Here is a 21264-nt window from a genome sequence, read left to right as displayed (position 1 = left end):
TTTGTTGTGCTATATTGCTGCAAAGTATATATTAACTGATCAAGTACTAAATAACAAGATGATGCTCATTAAAAGATTTTTTATTAACCTAAGCATAATAGTTTGCACAATTGTAGTAATTTTAACTTTATTAATATTAAGTAGTAGTAAGGGATATTTAGATAAGCCAATTAAGAAGGTAATAGAATTTTACCTTGATAAAAAAGCTATGAAAATACGGATTAAGAATTTACAAGTAAGAAATAATATTCTATCAATCGATAAAATCTTTATGGATTTAGCAAATAACGCCCAAGGTGAAATTACTAATTTCAAAATCAGTTTTATTATTGATGATATAACAACCAAGCCTTTAATTCTTAGTACTATTGATATAGATAGTTTTTCCTTAATCTCTAAAGATAATCAACCAGTAATAAATGCTCAAATATCTGCTAGATCCATTGTGGATTTTTTTAAAAATAAGATTGAAACACAGTTAAACTTAGGTCCTATAAAAAATATTTCTTTGCTTGATAGTTATGGTGAAAAATTACCTGATGGTGAAGGATTTTGTTCCTATAACAGTAAAATTTCTAGAGCTTCTAAGAAATCGATCAATTGCAAACTAGAGTTTGGTGATAAAGCCTATCTATTATTCAATAGTGTATTGGATGGTAGCATAATTCAAGCAACTGGTAATGCTCAGAATATTCCTATAATGATTTATCAAATTGTTGAGAAAATTATTCCTGATAATCAAGTAATTTTATTTCTACAGGAATATATGAAAGGTGGTTATATTAGAAATGGAGAATTTAATTTTAATTTTGATAAAAATTCTTTAGAAAAGAATATTTCCCTAGAAACTGCATTGAAGGCCAAGCTGCATGTTGTAGATCTTGAATATCAATATGATAAGGACTATCCCCCTTTACGAAAAATTGATACTGATGTTACTATATTTGGGCTATCTGTTAAGTTCATATTAAATCAAGCATATAGTAGTAATAGTCTTATTTCGGGTGGGATAATAACTTTTGATTGGCAAGGGATGGATAAATCAAATTTTATCGTTAATGCTAATGCTAAGGGGAGTGTTAACGATTTAATTGATTTCATATCAAATGAGGATTATAACAAGATAAAAAAACAAGGGATCGATCTTAAAAAGATTACTGGAATTGCTAATTCAAAAATTGGCATAATAATACCGATTAGCCCAGTTATCAAAAATACTTATGACATTTCTACAATAATAACGGGAGTAAATGGCAAAGCATTTAGTGACAATGTCATATTAAAAAATGCTAAAATAACTGGAACATTTAATGGCGATAAGGTAAATTTGATCGGTATAGGTAAAATTAATGGCTATGACAGTAATTTACTTATCGATGTTAATGTCACTGATAATAACCAAGATGATTATCAGAATCTATTAAAAGTAAAAACTACCATTGTGGGTAATAACCAAAAGGTTGGTATATTAAAGTTAATCTCAGGTAATAGTGTCCTAGATTTTGAATATAAAGAGCAAAAAGATGGGAAAAGCTTAATTAAAGCCAATACTAACCTCAAAAACTTAGAATTTTATATTGATAAAATATCTATACATAAAAAACTTGGTAGTGAAGCTAACTTTACTTTAACTGGCAAGTTATATAATAACCTAAATGGTGATATTGATTTTAATCTTTCGGGAGAAAATAACTTAAAAATAGTTGGTAAGGTTAAAGTAGCAGAAGATAAGTATGATGTTACTTTACCTGTAATAAAGTATAATACGACTGATCTAGTGGGGAATTTGCTTTTAGGTAAAGATAGCTTGAATGCTAAAATTCAGGGAAGACAACTAGATTTGTCTGAATCTAATATGATGCAATTCTTAGAGAAAGAAGGAGATGCAAAAAATATTCATTTAACAGTTGATGTAGATAGGGTAAGGTTAAAAAATAATATAATGCTTGATAAGCTTAATTTACAAATTGATTGTAATAAAATAAAATGTTTTTCTGGTTCTTTAAATTCAAAAATTGGTACTAGATCTTTTAAAATGCTACTTACAGATAAAAAAGATCTAGAACAATGGATAGTTACCTGTGATAATGCTGGAGCTTTATTTAGAGGTATTGGTATGTATAATAAAATGAAATCTGGTATTATAAATCTGACACTTGATACAAAAAGATATGATGCCAAAAAGGGAGAAGTGATACCAATCGTAGATGGAACATTTGATATCAAGCACTTTGTTACTACCGATGTGCCTTTTCTTACTAGAATGGTATCGGTTGTTTCTTTCCCAGGTTTTATGAGTTTTATATTAAATAATAAGGATATCATGTTTAGGAACATGACAGGTAGATTTAGTTATATAGGTAATACCATCAATATTGCTGATACATCAGCTACCGGACCATTTTTTGATTTTACAATGCAAGGTACAATTGATACTAATAAACATCAAATGAAGCTTAAAGGTAATGTAATACCTTCTTTCTTTTTTGCAAGTAACGTTATCACTAGAGTACCAATAATTGGTAAAATATTTTCAAAGGTTGTGCCTTACTCTATGGAGATGAAGTATAAGGAGTAATATACTCGGTGAACTTCAAGAATTGGCGTTCCCGCGACCAAATATCTGTGCTGCTCACGTACTAATGTACGCTCCGCTGCTCGACTTTGACACTCCTAGCTCTTCTTGAAGTTATACTATCGTCTACCCAACTCTTGAAATCATAGCAGTATACGCTCCGGTGTTCGACACTCGTACTCCGAGTAGCAATTTAGTTTTGGGAAATGGTATTACTTAAGTCAAACTTAAAGTAACTTTAATAGCTTTTTCAATATTAATAATCTCAGTTTTATTCAACTGTTCTATAAACTCTCCCAATCTAGATTTATCTATGGTTCTAATTTGATCAGTTAACGCTTTTGCAGTTTTGTTGTTAACTGTAACTCTTACTTCAAAAGGAAAAATATTATTAATATTTGAGGTAATGGGGATAATTATTACTCTACTAGATATTTTATTCTGAATATTATTAGATATAACTATTGCAGGTCTTGTTTTTTGAATTTCAGTTCCAATTGTTGGATCAAGATTTACCCAATAAATATTGCCTCGTATTATTTCTTTATTTTTTACTAATGTCATCTATTGCATCCCACTCTTTTAGCAAATTTTGACGTTCATTATCTTGCTCTGCATCTTTATATGCCAAAGTAAGTTCCAGTTCCTTTTTTTCTAATTCTTTAGCAATAGCATTGCTTACAAAGTTACTAATTTTTTTAGAAGGAATCATATATTTTAATTTATCATATAAAGTCTCGTTTAAACTAATACTCATCGTTCTCATAAAATTAACTTCATTATTGTATAATAGTTATTATACAATATACTATACTATACTATACTATACTATACAATATGAAAACTTGAGTATTTTCTAACTAGCGTTTATACTGCTGCTATTTAGAGTTATAGGTATACTCTTCTACTTTGAAGAATTGTTTTTTGAAAATATCATGGATTCGTATGCTCACGTACTATATGTACGCTACGCCTGCTCACCATTCATTTTCAAATCCAATTCTTCAAATTATTTGAGTATACTATATCCTGAATTTATTTCAGGATATAGATTACACCTAATAGATAATTTATGACAGAAACTTATGACAAAAACAAAGCAGGAAATTTATAATAGTAGACCTACTTCTCCTCATTTGACGATATATAAAAAGCAGATAAGCACCGTTTTGTCTATTTTGCATCGTATAACGGGGATAGGCTTATTTTTTGGACTATCAATATTGTCGTGGTGCTTTATTTTATTAGCTTTTAGCAAATTTGATCCTGAATATTTACAGTGCTTTAAATGTAATTTATTTAGAATTCCTCTAATATTCATAAGTTTTGCATGGTTTTATCATTTATGTAATGGGGTGCGTCACTTAATTTGGGATAGTGGGCATTGCTTTTCAATAAGGGCTATTAACTTCACAGGTTGGTTTGTGGTAGTAGCTTCGATATTGATGACGTTAGTTTTTTGGTTGTTAATTTAACTTATGGCCTCTATATGAATAATAATTTAAGGACAGATTTGGCGAAAGCTAAAGGGGTTGGTTCGGCAAAAAGTGGTTCGAGTCACTGGTTGCATCAAAGAATAACAGCTATTATTTTGGCAATTTGTTCTATTTGGCTAATATTTTTTATTAAATATACTACTGGAGAGGGTTTTACTCATTTTGTTAGTACTTTACAAAGACCTTACAATATTGTCCCTTTAGGAATATTGCTTATTACCGCTTTCTATCATTCAATGCTTGGTATGTGTGTGGTAATTGAAGATTATATTAGTTGTATTAAGCTCCGCACAGGGTTAATTATATTACTTAAAATATTTTGCATTATAACGATTGCATTCTTAGTGGTAGCATTATTTTATGTTATAGTAATCTGATGGATTAATAAAAATAATCTTATGAAAAACACATTACCTAAACGTTCATTAGTTATTAAAGAAAGATTAGACATTATTGTCCAAGAAATTCTAGCTTCTGGAAGATCAAAAATAGCAATGATAATTTTATTTGGCTCCTATGCTAGAGGTGATTGGGTACAAGATCTATCCTCAAGGGAGTATTATCAGAGTGATATAGATCTGTTATTGGTCTTAAAGAAAAGAAAATATGCTGGATATCAAGCTATTAACTTAAAACATAATATAGAAAAAAGATTAGAAAGAAAATTCCCAATAGATATTAATACAGACCGATTAGTGGCCATGACACAACCATCCGTGACATTAATAGTTGAGTCTATCCACTTTGTAAATGACCAACTTGAAAAAGGTAAGTATTTTTTTCGTGATATTAGAACAGAAGGAATTCTACTATATGATAGTGATGAATTTGTACTATCGGAAGCTAAGGACTTGCCATGGCACGATCGCAGACCAATAGCTGCAGAAGAATATGAAAATTGGTTTGGTAGAGGAAAAGGACTATTCATTGGAATAAAAGCTTTTTTTGAAGATGACAATTATCGCGAATCAGCTTTTTTGCTTCATCAAGCTACTGAGAGTTTTTATAATGCTATTTTGTTAGTATTTGATGGTTATAAACCTAAATTACATGATTTATTAGAACTAAACCAAAGCGCACGGATTTTTTATCATGACCTTTGTCGAATATTTCCATATGAAAGTGAAGAGCAAAAAGAATGTTTTACATTGCTTCGTGATGCTTATGTTAGAGCAAGATATGACAAACATTACAGGATTACTAAGGAGCAGTTGCTTTATTTGATCGACCGGGTAGAGAAATTGCAAAAAATTACTGAAAAAATTTGTTTGGAAAAGCTTAGTCAAGAATAAATATATGATATATTCTGTAACAAAAGGCATAGCACCCTAAATGTTGTATATGGTCAACGTCATTGCGAGAAGACCGTAGGTCGACGAAGCAATCCATAAAAGTAACCAAAAATGGATTGCTTCGTCGGCTTATGCCTCCTCGCAATGACGATTTTTGAACTTTCGACAGTTGTGGCAATCTAGGATACGCGAAGCGTTACTCTAAAAAACAGCTTCGCTGTTTACCTAGATTGCCACGGCATCTAAAGAGCCTTGCTATGACGATTATAGAAAAATGTAGAGTACTATGAACAAAAGGAATTTATATAAATGTCTAAATCTTATAATATTATCCACCATGAATTTGATGTAGTGGTAGTTGGAGCAGGTGGAGCTGGTCTTAGGGCTACTTTTGGTATGGCAAAAGAGGGCTTAAATACTGCTTGCATTAGCAAGGTTTTCCCAACTAGGAGTCATACTGTGGCTGCCCAAGGTGGCATTAGTGCTTCTCTTGGTAATATGGGGCAAGATGATTGGCGTTGGCACATGTACGATACAGTAAAAGGCTCGGATTGGTTGGGTGATCAAGACGCAATTGAGTATATGTGTAAACATGCAGCTGCAGCAGTGCTAGAGCTTGAGCATTATGGAGTACCTTTTTCTCGAACAGAAGAAGGCAAAATTTATCAACGCCCCTTTGGTGGTATGACAACAAATTATGGTAAGGGGCAAGCAGCTCAAAGGACTTGTGCTGCAGCAGATCGTACTGGTCATGCAATATTACATACTTTATATCAACAGGCTTTAAAAAATAAAGCCCAATTTTTTATCGAATATTTTGCCCTTGATTTATTAATGAATAATGGAGAATGTGTAGGGGTAGTTGCTTGGAATCTTGATGACGGAACAATTCACTGTTTCCATGCTCACTTAGTGGTACTAGCTACTGGCGGGTATGGTAGAGCTTATTTTTCTGCGACAAGTGCTCATACTTGTACTGGTGATGGAGGTGGCATGGCGGCAAGAAGTTCTATTGCCTTGCAAGATATGGAATTTGTCCAATTCCACCCAACTGGTATATATGGTGCTGGTTGCTTAATTACCGAAGGTGCTAGAGGAGAAGGTGGGTATTTGGTAAATTCTAATGGAGAGCGATTTATGGAACGATATGCTCCCGCTGCTAAAGACCTTGCTTCAAGAGATGTAGTATCAAGGGCTATTACCATGGAAATCAGAGATGGTAGGGGGGTAGGTGAGCATAAAGATCATATATTCTTACATTTAGATCATTTACCGCCGGAAATTCTTCACGAACGTTTGCCCGGTATTTCAGAGACGGCTAAAATTTTTGCTGGTATTGATGTAACCCTTCAGCCAATACCTGTATTACCAACAGTGCATTATAATATGGGGGGAATACCAACAAATTACCATGGTCAAGTTATTGATAAAGGTCAGGATGATCATAATAAAATCATTTCCGGGTTAATGTCAATTGGTGAAGCTGCTTGTGTTTCAGTACATGGGGCCAATCGGTTAGGATCAAACTCTCTGCTTGATTTAGTAGTATTTGGTAGAGCCGCAGCACAAAAAGCTGCTGAAATTGTTAAAGTAGGGCAAAAGCATAAAAGCTTGCCGGAGTCTATATTAGATAAAATAATTAGCAGATTTGATAATATACGTCATGCTAAAGGAGGCCTACCAGTAGCTGACTTAAGACTTAAAATGCAAAAAATCATGCAAAATCATGCAGCGGTATTTAGAACTCAAGAGGTTTTAAATGAAGGAATAGAAATGATTGATCAGGCAAGAAAAGAATATGCAAATATTCAGGTTAATGATAGATCATTAATATGGAACAGCGACTTGGTTGAAGCATTAGAACTAGCTAATTTATTAGATCAAGCGGTAATTACTGTGCATTCTGCAGCGGCTAGAAAAGAAAGTAGGGGGGCTCATTCTAGGGAAGATTACCTAGAGCGTAATGATGAAGAATGGATGAAACATACACTTGCTTGGATTGATGAGCAAGGTAAGGTGAAGTTAGATTACAAACCTGTAACTCTTACAACTTTGACAGATGAAGTAGATAGCATTGTGCCAGCTAAACGAGTTTATTAAGAATATGCTAAATTCACTAAAATTATGCCAAGCTTTAAATGAAAAAATATGTCATGATTTTGCAGGATCAATAGGTGCTATAGATAACGCCATTGGGTTAATAAAAACTATAGAGTATCAAGAGAAAGCTACTAAACTGGTTCAGGATAGTACAAATAGACTCATGAGATATTTACAGTTTCATCGTTATGTATACTCTCTACCTTCTGAGGGGAACAAAATTGCTATTGCAGAAATTAATAGATTAAGTACTGATTTTTTAAAATCAAAAAATCATAATATTGAACTAGTGTTCACAAGGTTAATCAGCACAAATATCGATGACAATATAGCTCAGATTATTATGTGTTTAATTGTTACAGCATCTAGCAATATATACAGAGATGCTGTTATTAAGGTTGAACTAGAGATACAAAATGACAATTTCACTGGTATAAAAATTGTAGTAACAGCTCCAAACCTCAGGTTTGATCAGGATAGAGCAGATATTTTGCTTGGAAACAGAACTATTGATGATGTAAGTATAGAAAATGTTCATGAATATTACACTTACTACTTAATTACGGAATATGGTTATAAATTAGCTATTACTCCATCAACCGATTCAGTGGAGTATATATACTCAAATGATTTGAAGAATTGGATTTGAAAATGAATGGTGAGCAAGCGGAGTGTACATATAGTACGTGAGCATGCGAATCTATGATATTTTCAAAAAACAATTCTTCAAAGCAGAAGAGTATACTCGTTGGAAATCTCTATTAGCAATTACATAGATAGAACCAGTGTTAAGGTAGTTGCGATGAGCTGCCACTTAATATAAAATTCCAACGATTTAAGAACCTTAATGCTTAATTGTTCTTCCCGACTTCCGCATTTTTTAATAAGGCATAAGCTTAGAAGGGTCATAGTGCTGGGATTTTTAAAATTTAGGCACAACATTATTTTGTTATTTTAAATATATTGCAGCATGGTCTGAACGTTTGATGTTAAAGGTTTTATAGATTTTTCTAGCTTCGTTTTTTATTGCACTTGGTAGTCTATAAAGATCACCAGTCTTTGTATGTCTTAAGATTGAATCCTGTACTGATATTAATAATTCAACGATGTTAGTTACACTGATCTTTTGGGTCAGAGCAACCTTGTATTCTATAGTTTTAAGCACTGCAAAACTCATATAACACACAGCTATGTGTGCTTCTATCCTTTGTTTAGTCCAGTGAAAAATTGGACGCATTTGTAAATTATGTTTATTGATTCTAAATTGCTCTTCAATTACCCATAATCTAGCATATTTTGCTATTGCTTCATGTGGAGTTATAGTCTGGTCATTGGTGATTACCCCATGTATGCCATCCCACAACGCATCCTGCTCTATCTTCTCTGCGTCAATATAGCTCTTGCCATTTTCACTAGAAGTATATTTTTTTACTCCACTATTAGATATAAGTTTTTTAGTACTACCAAACTCACCAATAGTCTTATTAATTTTATCTAAAATTTTTTGTCGCTCCTGTGCATCATTAATAGCCCTTTTAGATTTATAACTGGTAATTAGACGTTTACCATCATGCTCTAGATCGGCAATCCAAGTAAGATCATTGCCTATAACAGTAGGCTTATAGTTTTCCTCTGATAATATTTCTTCTTTCTTTTCTTTCTTGAGTGTTTTAAGCTTTGCTGCCACAATATAACGATAACCACCTTCATCGAGAGCTTGCAAGTTAGCTTTACTAAACATTGCACGATCAGCAATAAAACAGACATCTTTAACTTTAAGATACGCTTGCCAGCTGTTAATTGATTTAATTAAGGTGCTAACTTCTGCGGTATTACCACTAAACAGCTCATAGCCAAGTGGTAATCCATCCTCATTAGTTGCTAGGGCAAGAACTAGTTGGGTAGTATTAAAGCGATGATCTTTACTATAGCCAAAGGCTCTTAGCTCATCTATTTCTACTGATTCAAAGTATAGTGTAGTAACATCAAAAAATACTAGGCTAATCTCTTTATTAGGAATCAGGGTTAGGGTGTTTTTAAAGCATAATTCTTTAATTTTAGGTATTTGCTCATGTAATTTGTCCATCATCCGATAAGTAGCATCTAGATCATGATGCCTGTCAAATTGATCGCTTAAATACTCAACTATCCCTTTTTTACTATTTGGTCTTACCATACGGGCTAACACTAAATCCTTCAGCATCCCAGCGTCACGTTTCCTTGCTAGTAACTGGTTAAAATGCATTTGATCATAAACATGCCCCCCTATTTGATGCACTCCTTCAACAACTCGCTTGACTTCTACAACCTCATTTAGTTTTACTTCGTTAACAGGTAGAATATCTTTTAGCAGCTTGTTAGTTGGACGACCTCTTTTAACCTCGTTAGTGTCATCAGTAAACAAATTCCCCTGCCCAGTTGCAGCTTCTCTCTCAGCTTTAATCTTGGCAATCAAATATTGTGCTAGGGCAACTAATTTAGCTTCTTCTACTTCATCTACGAAGACTCCTAAATGACGTACTATACGCTGTTTGACGTTACCTTTACTATCACGATAACCTTCCACTATTTGAATAGATTGCCTTGGACTATTAGGAGTTTTTTTACGACGTATGTACATATTAGGGCTATAAAATATGGGGCTATATTTAATTAATTAAATAATAAACAACATCGCAGTTAAAGTCAATAATAAAATATCTACTAGGCACAACAGAACGAGAGTACCACTTCACCTCCTTACTAATGCCACTTATAACAACTAATATCAAAAAATCTGCGGAAGTCAGGGTGAGCATGCGACTCATCTTCGAGACAAAAAAGTGCTTAAAACGTCTAAAGAATCAGGTTTGCAGTGGTTTTGGCATGAAGTTTGTAGTCATGTAAACATCACTTTTCTACTTGACATACTAAAAATTAGTCAACATAATGCTTCTTATGTGTATTACCATTGTTTTGTTTCAAATAAAAACTCTTGTCATTAAAGTACACTTTTATCAGTATTTCTTTATTATAAAATTCCACAGGTGAAAAAATAATGGTATGGATCTCCTGATATACAGAATGAAAAGCAGTTGCTAATCTTCTAAAGTTAATATTAAATATTAAAATAACAATCAGGATGCTAAGATGGAAGTTACCACAATTGGTATAGATATTGCAAAAAGAATTTTCCAAATTCATGGTGTAGATAAAAATGGTAAGACGGTATTAAAGAAAAAATTAATGAGAGATCAAGTTTTAACATTTATGGCTAATTTACCAAAATGTTTGGTAGGGATGGAAGCTTGCGGCGGAGCTAGTTACTGGGCAAGAGAAATAACTAAATTGGGGCATACAGTAAAACTAATGGCAGCACAATTTGTCAAACCGTATGTTAAAACTAATAAAAATGATCAAGCTGATGCAGAAGCTATATGTGAAGCGGTAACAAGACCAAATATGAGGTTTGTACCAATTAGAACTGTAGAACAACAAGATATTTTATCAATTCATCGAGTAAGAGAGAGATTGGTAAAAAATCGTACTGCCCTTGCTAATGAAATTAGGGGTCTACTACATGAATTTGGTTTTATTATTCCTCAAGGGATCAATAAGGTTATGACAAAATTAACCGAGATTTCAGATGAAGGAAATTTAAGCCAGCTGGGTTATCAAACATTTAGTGAACTGAAAGAGGAATTTTTGGATAATGACAAAAAAATAAAAGAGATAGAAAAAAGATTAAAAATAATAGCTAGCAACTTAACTCAATATCAACGATTAACAGCTATACCTAGTCTTGGTTTAATTACTGCTACTGCTTTAATAGCATCAATAGGTAATGCTACAAGTTTTGAGAATGGTAGGCAATTATCGGCATGGTTTGGATTAGTGCCAAGGCAGCATTCCAGTGGAGGGAAAGATAAGTTGCTTGGAATTAGCAAGCGAGGTGATGTTTACTTGCGTACTCTATTGATCCAAGGAGCTAGAGCTGTACTAAATGCCAAGATAAGATTTACATTGGAAGAACAAAAATCTAAAAAAGATTTTAGCAAATTTACGCAGTGGATGTTTAATTTATCTGAGCGAAATGGACATAATAAAACAGTAGTTGCTGTAGCTAATAAACTGGCAAGAGTGGTGTTTGCAGTACTAAGGTCAGGGGATGATTATGTAGAGAGTAAAGTTTGTAGCACAAAGCTATTATAATTAACATAAAATAAAATAAATAGTGGTTTATTAATTAATAGGTAAACAAAGAATATGTAAGAGATTCCAACCCGGAATATGCGTGAGATAATAATATTGATGGTAAATAAGACAAACCTTAGCTTACAAAGAAACTGATGACTACAATGGCTCTTTGAAGCCGATAAAATGATAAGTATATAGTAAATTTGTAAGCCAGCGAATTCCATCAGGGCTGTAGGATAAATTACACATAATTTATTAACTATAAGCCGGATACATGTATGCATTTGCATTTTTGCTATTAGATGTTATTTTTTTCTTGCATTTTACAGGAGGTTCATACATGTAGTCAGTAACGAGAATTTAATTCTACACTCCACTCGTCGCATAATACTCACGTTCTATAGCATAATTTCTGCTCATATTTATCTCGAAGATGAGTCGCGATGAGCTGCCACTTAATATAAAATTCCAACGATTTAAGAACCTTAATGCTTAATTGTTCTTGGTCCACAGATACATGTCATATTGTTTACAATATTCAAGCATATCAACGGTATTAGGATGGTGTATGCCAAACTCCTTAATTTGTGGCTTGCCAAAAAATTTATAATTATATAAATCTTTACTTTTACAGCCAGCTCTTGCTCCATGATTATACAAATAACTTACTTGAGCAACATTTTTACTTCTACTTCCATATAAATAATGATATATAACAAACGCTTTTTTATAAGATTCTATTGCTTGCTTAAGGCTATCTTGGGCAAACAAGATATCACCTTGTACTACGTAACTTACTGCTAAGCTCGGATTTTTAGAATAATTTGTTCTCTCAGGGGTTAAGTTTTCCTGTACTAACAATATAGAAATAGCATTATTAATGTATTCATAAGCTTTATCTATTTTACCTAAACCTAATTGACTTCTTGCCATTTCTATATAAATATCTGCAAATATTTTATTATCCTTATGCTTTAGGGGCTTATGTATATCATATAGCTGTTGAGCTTGAGTATAAGCTTCTTGATATCTACCAAGATAATTCAATATATTTATTATATATATATATAGCTCCATAATGAGTAGGTCATCAATATGCAATCCATTTTTTATAAGTAGTGCAGTAGCTTCACCTTCCAATTCTAAAGATTCTTTATATTTGCCTTGTAGCCAACATAATACACTTTTTATATAATCTATTGCAGACATATCAGCTTCTTGTATTATTCCTTGTTTTGCTAGTTTTTCTATCTCTTTAAGAAATTCTTTAGCTAGTTTTATTTCACCTAAAAATATATAAGCTGTAGATGTATAAACAAAAAAATTAAATTTACAGGAATAAGTAGCTTCATCGTTATCAAGCTTGTCTAAAATATTTAATGATTTAGTAATATAAGAAATCGCTGTTTCAAAATTCCTGAATATCACAATATGACACACTCCTATTAGTCCTAAGTACTTAGCATAATAAAATTTTTGAGTTTCAGACATTTTCCACAATTTAAATTCTTTATCTTTTTGATTAAACCAATCAAACATTTGTTGTGCTTTGCTGGCATTATGAAGGTTGATATACAGAGAGAATAACTCAGCCTTTAAGGTAAGTATTGAGTATAGATTAATATTATATTTCTCAGAGTTTTTTAAAAGAATTTCTAAGTTTTCTAGTATAGTCTTGGCTCTTTTCCACACATATCCTGAGTAAGACCCTTTAAATTTAGGTTTAGATAAAGAGGAATATAAAAAGAAAATTTATCAATCGACTGATAAAATAGCAACAAATATTAGCATGGCTATTCAACAATTAAATCCTAGTGCAGTAAAATTACTTAATAAAATAGCTTTACTAAATAACCAAAGCTTCTCGAAACAGCTTCTTAGCACCATTACTGATCATAAAGATACTTTAGATGATGATATATATCAATTATCTAAATCTATGCTAATCAGTAATATTGATCCTAACAAAGATAACCCTATTTTTGAAATGCATGATATAGTTAGCAATAAAATAATGGAACTAAATGGTGATAATAATAAAATATTATTGCCAAATTACCTAAATTTAAAGGGTCTTATTCAGGATATTTATGGAAAACCTCACAGACTATACTAGAAAATTTAGAAATTCTTCTCAAAAATGCCGAGAAATATAATATTAACATACATGAGATGCTTAGTTTAAGAAGTGAATTATTTTCTCTATATGTAAACATTTGTAATATTAGCAAAGCCGAGCAAATGCTTGATTGGTTTAATCAAAAAGATAAAGAATTTAAATTGTGGCAAATGTCTGAATCCCAAAAATTGTGTTATGCTAGGTATTTAGGAATAATAGGAGCATATTATCATAGAATATTAAAAAATTTTGAAACCTCTATTATTTATTATACTAAATCGTTAAAGGTTTTAGATAAACTTGGTGAAGAAGTGAATTATTATATTAAATTGAATGTTCTCTATAATATATCTATGGCTTATATAGTTTTAGGTGAAATTAAATTAGCTGAAGAATTTCTTAAAACGATAGAAAAACTAGTAAAATTAGGAGGAGTAATACAAGAAGATGAAATATATACAATATATACTGTAAAAGGTATATTATTTGGAAGGCAAGGTCAATATAAAGAAGCTTTAAAGTGGATAGATAAAGTTATTGAAATGTTTATAAAAAATGGATTGCATATTAATGACCCATATGCTGTAACAATTTATGTGTATAGAACAGAGATATTGAGTTTTCTTGGTAGATATCAAGAAGCTTATACTCAAGCCCAACAGATATATGATATGTATAAACCTCTCAAGCATAAGGATAATGAAGTATTTGCATATATTTACATAGAAATGGCAAGAAGTGCATTAGGTTTAGATAAAGTAGATAAAGCTTCTGAATACATCAATAAACCTATCCACATGTTGTTAGCACTGGAAAACATAACCCCTGAGAAAACAAATTATTCTAAAAATCCAAGCCTAGCAGCTGGTTATATAGTACAAGGTGATATTTTGTTTGTTCAAGATAGGTTTGAACAAGCCATAGAATCTTATAAAAAAGCGTTTGTTACATATCATTATTTATATGGGGATAGAAGTAAAAATATTGCTCAAGTAAGTACGTTATACAATAAAGGAGCAAAGGCTGCTTGTAAAAGTAAAGATTTATATAATTATAAATTCTTTGGTAAGCCACAAATTAAGGAGTTTGGCATACATCATCCTAATACCGTTGATATGCTTGAATATTGTAAACAATATAACATGGATTTGTGGGTCAAGAACAATTAAACATTAAGGTTGCTGTTGACAGATCAGCTTTAGGTTAAAGAATAGATTCTTTTAATTTTTAGTTGCAATTTTTAAATCACTATGATATTAATATTTGTAATTATTTTACTGGATTTTCCTCGTATGTTACTTTATAAATTTAATTTAATTTTATTAAGCTGATTCTAGAAATGAACGTTATAGACAAAGAAAGAGCATTGCTTGCTGCACTTAGCCAGATTGAAAAAAGTTACGGCAAAGGTTCTGTCATGAAACTTGGTCAACGCCCTGCTGTAGACGTTGAGGCAATACCAACAGGATCTCTAGGGCTTGATTTGGCACTCGGTATAGGTGGTTTACCTAAGGGAAGAATTATTGAAATTTTTGGACCGGAAAGTTCAGGAAAGACCACTTTAACTCTACATGTAATTGCTGAAGCACAGAAGAAAGGTGGTACTTGTGCTTTTATTGATGCAGAACATGCTTTAGACCCAGCATATGCCAAAAAACTTGGCATAAATATTGACGAGCTTATTATTTCTCAACCAGATACTGGAGAGCAGGCACTTGAAATAACTGATACTTTAGTACGTTCTGGAGCTATTGATATGGTCGTTATAGATAGTGTTGCTGCTCTTGTGCCTAAAGCAGAGATTGAAGGGGAAATGGGTGACTCTCATATGGGGTTACAAGCTAGATTAATGAGCCAAGCACTTAGAAAACTCACTGCATCAATTTCAAGAACTAATTGTATAATTATTTTTATTAACCAAATTAGAATGAAAATAGGCGTTATGTTTGGTAGTCCAGAAACTACCACAGGTGGTAATGCTTTAAAATTTTATGCCTCAGTAAGGCTAGATATTAGAAGAATTTCAACAATCAAGGATAAAGAAGATCTAGTAGGAAGCCAAACTAAGATTAAAGTTGTTAAAAATAAAGTCTCTCCACCGTTTAAAACGGCAGAATTTGATATAATGTATGGTAGTGGTATTTCTAGAGAAAGCGAGATAATTGATCTTGGTGTTAAATTTGAAATAATAGAAAAATCAGGTTCTTGGTTTTCATATAATGACACTCGTATAGGTCAAGGTAGAGAAAATGTCAAACATTACCTAAGAGAACACCCTGCTATCTGCTCTGAAATAGAACAACTAATTCGTCAAAAGTCTTCTCATAATACTAGTGTTACTTTTGATAGCGAAACGATAACTATAGAAGAGGAAGAATAGAAATGATAGATTTAACTGCTAAAAAATCTCTAATTACTGGAGCATCTGGGACAATTGGTGGTAGCATTGCTAAGCTATTCCACTCTCTTGGTAGTCATGTGATAATTAGTGGTAGTAACCAAGAGAAATTACAAGAACTTGCAAATAACTTAAAAGATAATTATACGATAGTACCATGTAATCTAGCAAATATTGATGAATGTACTAACTTGGTGTCTAGTCTTGAACAAATCGACATTTTAGTTTGTAATGCCGGAATCACTAAAGATATGCTGGCAATAAAAATGTCCAATGAAATGTTTGATCAAGTTATAGATATAAACTTAAAAGCTAGCTTTATTCTAAATCGTGAAGCGATAAAGAAAATGATGAAAACTCGTTATGGTAGAATAATTAACATATCATCTGTGGTTGCAGTTTCTGGTAATCCAGGACAGGCAAATTATTGTGCTTCCAAAGCTGGTTTGATCGGTATGACAAAGTCTCTAGCAATTGAGGTAGCAAGTAGGGGTATCACAATTAATGTAGTTTCTCCTGGTTTTATTAAATCAAACATGACTGATAAATTAAACGAAGCTCAAAAAGAGGCTATAATGCAAAAAATTCCTCTTAGAACTTTCGGAGAAGCCGAAGATGTTGCAAACGTAGTAGCTTTCCTAGCAAGCGACAAAGCTTCCTACATCACCGGTCAAACTATCCATGTTAATGGTGGAATGTTGATGATATAATTGAAGAAGTGAAATTATGAAATGGAGCGATGCCTATTGTAATAGGCGAGCGAAGACGATGCTACCTACTTCTCATCAATTGACTATAGTAGTAAACTATTGTTCGTGCATGCACGCCTCAAAGTTTTGCGATAGCTTTTCTTGAAAGCGGAAGAGTGTACTCTTCTGCTTTCAAGGATATTCTCTTAGTAGGTAATTAAATTCTGCACCATATATAAAAATCATGTTAATAATATAAAAAAATATTAAAGTCACTATTATACTACCAAGTGAACCATATATTATACTTAATTGGTTATAATATATTATATAGGTAGATAATAAATATCCACTTATCACCCATAAAATTACCGTTAATAAAGCTCCAGGAACTACGTCTGTAAAATTTAATTTTGCATTAGGGATTATATAATATAGTGATGAGGAGGTAATAAATAATGAGCAGAAAATGATAACATATCGAAAAAGGGTTAAAGTGTGCTTATGTTCTTCTATCATTTGTAAAATAATCGGTAGTTTTGTTAATATTATTGGTACTATAATGAGAATAAGCATGGCAAAGGTAATGAATATACTGATTACTAAAAACTGTGCTATGCTAAGTAATCTTCGCCTTATGTAGGTAGGAGGAGATTTTATCTCATATACCCTATTTAAAATTGTTCTTAAACATTCAACAAAAGATGAAGCCGTCCAAATACTTCCCATTATCGCTAAGGTCATTAGACTTTGAGGAGGAGTTTTTCCAAGTTCGTTTATCCTAGTTTTTATTGAGTCAGTAGCCAGTTCTGGCATACTCTCAAGAAGAATAGTAATAAAATTCTTTCCCAGTTCTGATGCTCCAACAAAACTTGTTAGTGCTAATAAAAAAACTAAAAAAGGAAAGATTGTTAGGAGTACCATAAATGACATATACCCTGAATGTTCAACACCATCATGTTCAATTGTTCTAAAGGCTGCCTGATATAGGCATTTTATAATTCTTTTCATCAAGTAACTTTCTTTTGTTTTATATAATCATTCAAGTATATATAATGGTATGGATCTACCCTATATACAGAATGAGAAGCGTATGCTAATCTTCTAGGATAGGAAATGAATCCTAAACAATAATAAGGAGATCCATATGGAAGTTACCACAATTGGTATAGATATTGCAAAAAGAATTTTTCAAATTCACGGTGTAGATAAAAATGGCAAGACAGTATTGAAGAAAAAATTAACGAGAGAGCAGATTTTAACTTTTATGGCTAACGTACCAAAATGTCTAGTAGGCATGGAAGCTTGCGGTGGAGCTAGCTATTGGGCAAGAGAATTAACAAAATTAGGTCATAAAGTAAAATTAATGGCCCCGCAGTTTGTTAAACCTTATGTTAAAACTAATAAAAATGATCAAGCTGATGCAGAAGCAATATGTGAGGCAGTAGCAAGACCTAATATGAGGTTTGTACCTATCAAAACTGTAGAGCAACAAGAAATTTTATTTATTCATAGAGTAAGGCAACGATTGGTAAAAAACCGTACTGCTCTTGCTAATGAGATCAGGGGATTATTACATGAATTTGGTTTTGTTATTCCGCAAGGAATCAATAAGATTATGACAAAATTAACTGAGATTTTAGATGCAGGGGCTTTAAGCCAGCTAAGCTATCAAACGTTTAGTGAGTTAAAAGAAGAATTTGTAGAAAATGATAAAAAAATAAAAGAGCTAGAACAACGATTAAAAATCATAGCTAGCCAGTATAGTAATCACCAACAACTAATGACGATACCAGGTATAGGTTTAATAACTGCCACAGCCTTAATAGCCTCAATAGGGAATGCTAGTTGTTTTGAAAATGGTAGGCAATTATCAGCATGGCTGGGATTAGTGCCAAGGCAACATTCTAGTGGTGGTAAAGATAAGTTGCTTGGTATTAGTAAAAGAGGTGATATTTATTTACGTACTTTGTTAATTCAAGGAGCAAGAGACGTTCTGAATAGCAAGATAAGATTTACCACGGAAGAACAAAAATCTAAAAAAGATTATAGCAAGTTTACTGAGTGGATGTTTAATTTATCTGAGAGAAACAGTCATAATAAAACAGTTGTCGCGGTAGCTAATAAGCTAGCAAGGGTGGTATTTGCATTACTCAGTTCAGGTAATGATTATACCGAGAGTAAAGTTTGTAGTTAAAAAAACTGCTCCAAATAATTGATGAAATGACATTATAGGTAATAAAAGTTTAACAAATTCCAATCCGGAATATGCGAAGAATGATAATATTGATGGTAAATAAGACGAACCTTAGCTTACGAAAAAACTGAATTTAGCGATGGCTCTTTAGAAGTCGAATATATGATAAGTATAAGTTTGTAAGCCAGCGAATTCCATCAGGGCTATAGGGTAAATTGCTTGATTTATTGTCTATAAGCCGGATACATGACTGCATTCGATTTTTTTGCTGTTATATATTATTTTTTTCTTGCATTGTTGGGTAGGTCCATACATATAAAATTCAACATTATCACTTTTTATATTAAGTATATTTTTTAACATTCTGCAATAATTCTTTAAATATCCTAGTTAATTCTATGATTTTAATTTTTTAGTCTTATTCTATCTAGAATAGTAAAAAAAGGTTAAAAAAATACGATAAAAATGAAATTATAATTTACAAGGTTGCTAAGTATCTATAAGATCAGTATAATTATATAATAGTTAAAAAATATTAAGCACTACTTGTACATAAACAAAAAATATAATCAATACTTACTGATAGTAGACAGTTTACATGTGGGTATTCCTATGTGAATTGTTGGCTTTCTAGGTTATATAATATATGACAGTAATCTTTTTATTTGTTAATAATCTATTATATTCTTAAAATTTAATAGTTCATGCATAAGGGAGTTAATTATGGTACGAAGAAATGACTACATACAAAAAGTTGATCAGTTTATAGGTGGGAAAATCTATTCTCTAAGGCTTGCCAAGGGGTTGTCACGTCAACAACTTGCAGAGGTAATAGAGGTAACACATCAGCAGTTACAAAAATATGAAAAGGGTATTAATAGAATATCAATAGGTAGGTTGGTTCTTATTGCTAAAGCATTAGATAAAAATATCGATTATTTCTATCAAGGTTTAGAAGATGCTGACAATGTCGAGCCTGTACTTACTCAACATCAGCGTATGTGTATAGAAGTGTCAAGGAATTTTATGAAAATTCGTAACTCAGAACATCAGCAAGCAGTTAATGCATTGATACGTTCTTTGATTAAAGAAGATTAGATAAAATAAAAAAATCATTGGCTCATTATGAAACTAATAGTTGACAGAGATGAAAGAGTATAGTAATTATATACGAGTAGTTAGTAGGAATTAAGTAGCTATTTAGAAGAAAATAATTACATATTAATCAAAGATATTTATGCCAATTATTATTTTAGTAGCACCTCAAATGGGTGAGAATATTGGTGCTGCTGCTAGAGCAATGAAGAATTTTGATGTTTCAGAGTTGAGAATCGTTTCACCTAGAGATGGTTGGCCGAATGAACAGGCACGTAATATGGCGGTATCAGCGGTAAATATCATAGATAATGCTAAGATTTATGATAGTTTGGAAGCAAGTATAGAGGATATTGATTATTTATATGCAACAAGTTCAGCAACACGTAATATCAATAAAAACTATGTTCTATCAGAGCATTTAAGTCAGGATTATCCTACAGGTCTTAAAGTTTCCATCATGTTTGGTCGTGAAAATTGTGGTTTGCGAAATAGAGAAATTACTTATGCCCATAAAATTATTAACATTAATACAGTGGGGTTTAGTTCTCTTAACATTGCACAGTCAGTAATTATTATATGTTATGAGCTATTTCGTAATAAACAGCTGAGAATAAATGTTAGTAATGAACAGGACGTAGTATCAAAAGGAGAGTTAGGATATTTCTTTGAACATTTGTTTACTGAATTAAACAAAAAGAATTTCTTTAAAGTGCCTGAGAAAAAATTACACATGACTCAAAATATTATGAATATTTTTACTCGTATAGATAAATTATCTAGTACAGAACTACAAACTTTAAGGGGAATAATTACAACCCTAAGTTCATAAAAATAACTAATCTAGTCAATGTTGTTAAAAACTCGTTGCTTTTATAAAAAAAATAGCTATAGTTCCACTTGTTGCTGCTTAATAGTGAAAGTACCCCAATTCGGGATAAGAATTAGTTAATTCTTATCCCGAATTGACTTTAATAAAGGAAAAATGCATTCATTAAAGCGGTTTTACGAATGCATTTTAAACCTTTCTAAAGCTAAAAACATGATTTTAAAAGATTAAAATTATGTTTTTAGTAAAATATTAATTTAACAATCAGATGCAGAGTCGTCTCAAATCTGATTGTTTC

The 21264-nt window shown here is 31.9% G+C and carries 20 protein-coding genes; 15 read left to right on the top strand and 5 right to left on the bottom strand.

Annotated elements, in window-relative coordinates; genetic code table 11:
• Window position 1: 1 nt before the first annotated feature.
• Window positions 2–2578 carry a DUF3971 domain-containing protein gene (locus AAHN03_RS01745; RefSeq protein ID WP_342278904.1) on the top strand — a complete coding sequence of 859 codons (2577 nt, stop codon included), beginning with the start codon at window positions 2–4 and terminating at the stop codon, window positions 2576–2578.
• Window positions 2579–2791: 213 nt separating this feature from the next.
• Here AAHN03_RS01745 and AAHN03_RS01740 read toward each other — a convergent pair whose 3' ends face one another.
• Both AAHN03_RS01740 and AAHN03_RS01735 read right to left on the bottom strand, forming a co-directional pair.
• A complete protein-coding gene (locus AAHN03_RS01740) occupies window positions 2792–3139 on the bottom strand; it encodes a type II toxin-antitoxin system PemK/MazF family toxin (protein ID WP_341748052.1) in 348 nt (115 codons plus the stop codon).
• Complete coding sequence (locus AAHN03_RS01735) at window positions 3120–3341, bottom strand: hypothetical protein (RefSeq protein WP_341762829.1); 222 nt, start codon at window positions 3339–3341, stop codon at window positions 3120–3122. Before AAHN03_RS01735 ends, AAHN03_RS01740 begins: the two co-directional genes overlap by 20 nt.
• 319 nt (window positions 3342–3660) lie before the next feature.
• Between AAHN03_RS01735 and sdhC the strand changes: the two genes are divergently transcribed.
• From sdhC to AAHN03_RS01710, 5 genes are all read left to right on the top strand, one after another.
• Complete coding sequence (gene sdhC / locus AAHN03_RS01730) at window positions 3661–4050, top strand: succinate dehydrogenase, cytochrome b556 subunit (protein ID WP_342278903.1); 390 nt, start codon at window positions 3661–3663, stop codon at window positions 4048–4050.
• Between the two features lie 14 nt (window positions 4051–4064).
• Window positions 4065–4448: a succinate dehydrogenase, hydrophobic membrane anchor protein gene (gene sdhD / locus AAHN03_RS01725; RefSeq protein WP_341761923.1), complete on the top strand. Its 384-nt coding sequence runs from the start codon at window positions 4065–4067 to the stop codon at window positions 4446–4448.
• Window positions 4449–4469: 21 nt separating this feature from the next.
• Window positions 4470–5363 carry a HEPN domain-containing protein gene (locus tag AAHN03_RS01720; RefSeq protein ID WP_342278902.1) on the top strand — a complete coding sequence of 298 codons (894 nt, stop codon included), beginning with the start codon at window positions 4470–4472 and terminating at the stop codon, window positions 5361–5363.
• 309 nt (window positions 5364–5672) lie between these two features.
• Entirely contained in the window at window positions 5673–7463 is a 1791-nt protein-coding gene (sdhA, locus tag AAHN03_RS01715) for a succinate dehydrogenase flavoprotein subunit (RefSeq protein WP_342278901.1), read from the top strand.
• A 4-nt stretch (window positions 7464–7467) separates the two neighbouring features.
• Window positions 7468–8112 (top strand): histidine phosphotransferase family protein, encoded by a 645-nt coding sequence (locus AAHN03_RS01710; RefSeq protein ID WP_342278900.1) that lies wholly within the window; start codon window positions 7468–7470, stop codon window positions 8110–8112.
• A 300-nt stretch (window positions 8113–8412) separates the two neighbouring features.
• On the opposite strand, the gene AAHN03_RS01705 is transcribed toward AAHN03_RS01710, so the two are convergent.
• The gene (locus tag AAHN03_RS01705) at window positions 8413–10083 is read right to left on the bottom strand and encodes an IS1634 family transposase (RefSeq protein ID WP_342278361.1); all 1671 of its coding nucleotides are present in this window, start codon (window positions 10081–10083) and stop codon (window positions 8413–8415) included.
• A gap of 202 nt (window positions 10084–10285) precedes the next feature.
• Between AAHN03_RS01705 and AAHN03_RS01700 the strand changes: the two genes are divergently transcribed.
• Window positions 10286–10447 (top strand): hypothetical protein, encoded by a 162-nt coding sequence (locus AAHN03_RS01700; RefSeq protein WP_341761148.1) that lies wholly within the window; start codon window positions 10286–10288, stop codon window positions 10445–10447.
• Between the two features lie 145 nt (window positions 10448–10592).
• Window positions 10593–11654: an IS110 family transposase gene (locus tag AAHN03_RS01695; RefSeq protein ID WP_342278899.1), complete on the top strand. Its 1062-nt coding sequence runs from the start codon at window positions 10593–10595 to the stop codon at window positions 11652–11654.
• A 477-nt stretch (window positions 11655–12131) separates the two neighbouring features.
• On the opposite strand, the gene AAHN03_RS01690 is transcribed toward AAHN03_RS01695, so the two are convergent.
• On the bottom strand, window positions 12132–13331 hold the full coding sequence (locus tag AAHN03_RS01690; RefSeq protein ID WP_342278898.1) for a hypothetical protein: 1200 nt from the start codon (window positions 13329–13331) through the stop codon (window positions 12132–12134).
• A 97-nt stretch (window positions 13332–13428) separates the two neighbouring features.
• On the opposite strand from AAHN03_RS01690, the gene AAHN03_RS01685 reads away from it, so the two are divergent.
• From AAHN03_RS01685 to fabG, 4 genes are all read left to right on the top strand, one after another.
• Window positions 13429–13755 (top strand): hypothetical protein, encoded by a 327-nt coding sequence (locus AAHN03_RS01685; protein ID WP_342278897.1) that lies wholly within the window; start codon window positions 13429–13431, stop codon window positions 13753–13755.
• 56 nt (window positions 13756–13811) lie between these two features.
• Window positions 13812–14927 (top strand): tetratricopeptide repeat protein, encoded by a 1116-nt coding sequence (locus AAHN03_RS01680; RefSeq protein ID WP_342278896.1) that lies wholly within the window; start codon window positions 13812–13814, stop codon window positions 14925–14927.
• Between the two features lie 170 nt (window positions 14928–15097).
• The gene (gene recA, locus AAHN03_RS01675; RefSeq protein ID WP_341763013.1) at window positions 15098–16138 is read left to right on the top strand and encodes a recombinase RecA; all 1041 of its coding nucleotides are present in this window, start codon (window positions 15098–15100) and stop codon (window positions 16136–16138) included.
• 2 nt (window positions 16139–16140) lie between these two features.
• Complete coding sequence (fabG, locus tag AAHN03_RS01670) at window positions 16141–16866, top strand: 3-oxoacyl-ACP reductase FabG (RefSeq protein ID WP_342278895.1); 726 nt, start codon at window positions 16141–16143, stop codon at window positions 16864–16866.
• A gap of 171 nt (window positions 16867–17037) precedes the next feature.
• Here the strand turns inward: fabG and AAHN03_RS01665 are convergent, their stop codons facing one another.
• The gene (locus AAHN03_RS01665; RefSeq protein ID WP_342278894.1) at window positions 17038–17856 is read right to left on the bottom strand and encodes a YihY/virulence factor BrkB family protein; all 819 of its coding nucleotides are present in this window, start codon (window positions 17854–17856) and stop codon (window positions 17038–17040) included.
• A gap of 136 nt (window positions 17857–17992) precedes the next feature.
• On the opposite strand from AAHN03_RS01665, the gene AAHN03_RS01660 reads away from it, so the two are divergent.
• The 3 genes from AAHN03_RS01660 (at window position 17993) to AAHN03_RS01650 (ending at window position 20969) form a co-directional block, all read left to right on the top strand.
• On the top strand, window positions 17993–19042 hold the full coding sequence (locus AAHN03_RS01660; protein WP_342278307.1) for an IS110 family transposase: 1050 nt from the start codon (window positions 17993–17995) through the stop codon (window positions 19040–19042).
• A gap of 723 nt (window positions 19043–19765) precedes the next feature.
• Complete coding sequence (locus AAHN03_RS01655) at window positions 19766–20140, top strand: helix-turn-helix domain-containing protein (protein ID WP_341747243.1); 375 nt, start codon at window positions 19766–19768, stop codon at window positions 20138–20140.
• A gap of 139 nt (window positions 20141–20279) precedes the next feature.
• Entirely contained in the window at window positions 20280–20969 is a 690-nt protein-coding gene (locus AAHN03_RS01650; RefSeq protein ID WP_342278893.1) for an RNA methyltransferase, read from the top strand.
• The last annotated feature ends 295 nt before the right edge of the window (window positions 20970–21264 follow it).

It is taken from the genome of Candidatus Tisiphia endosymbiont of Myopa tessellatipennis, assembly GCF_964031105.1.
Taxonomy (GTDB): Bacteria; Pseudomonadota; Alphaproteobacteria; order Rickettsiales; family Rickettsiaceae; genus Tisiphia.
This window is presented reverse-complemented; position numbering and strand designations above follow the sequence as displayed.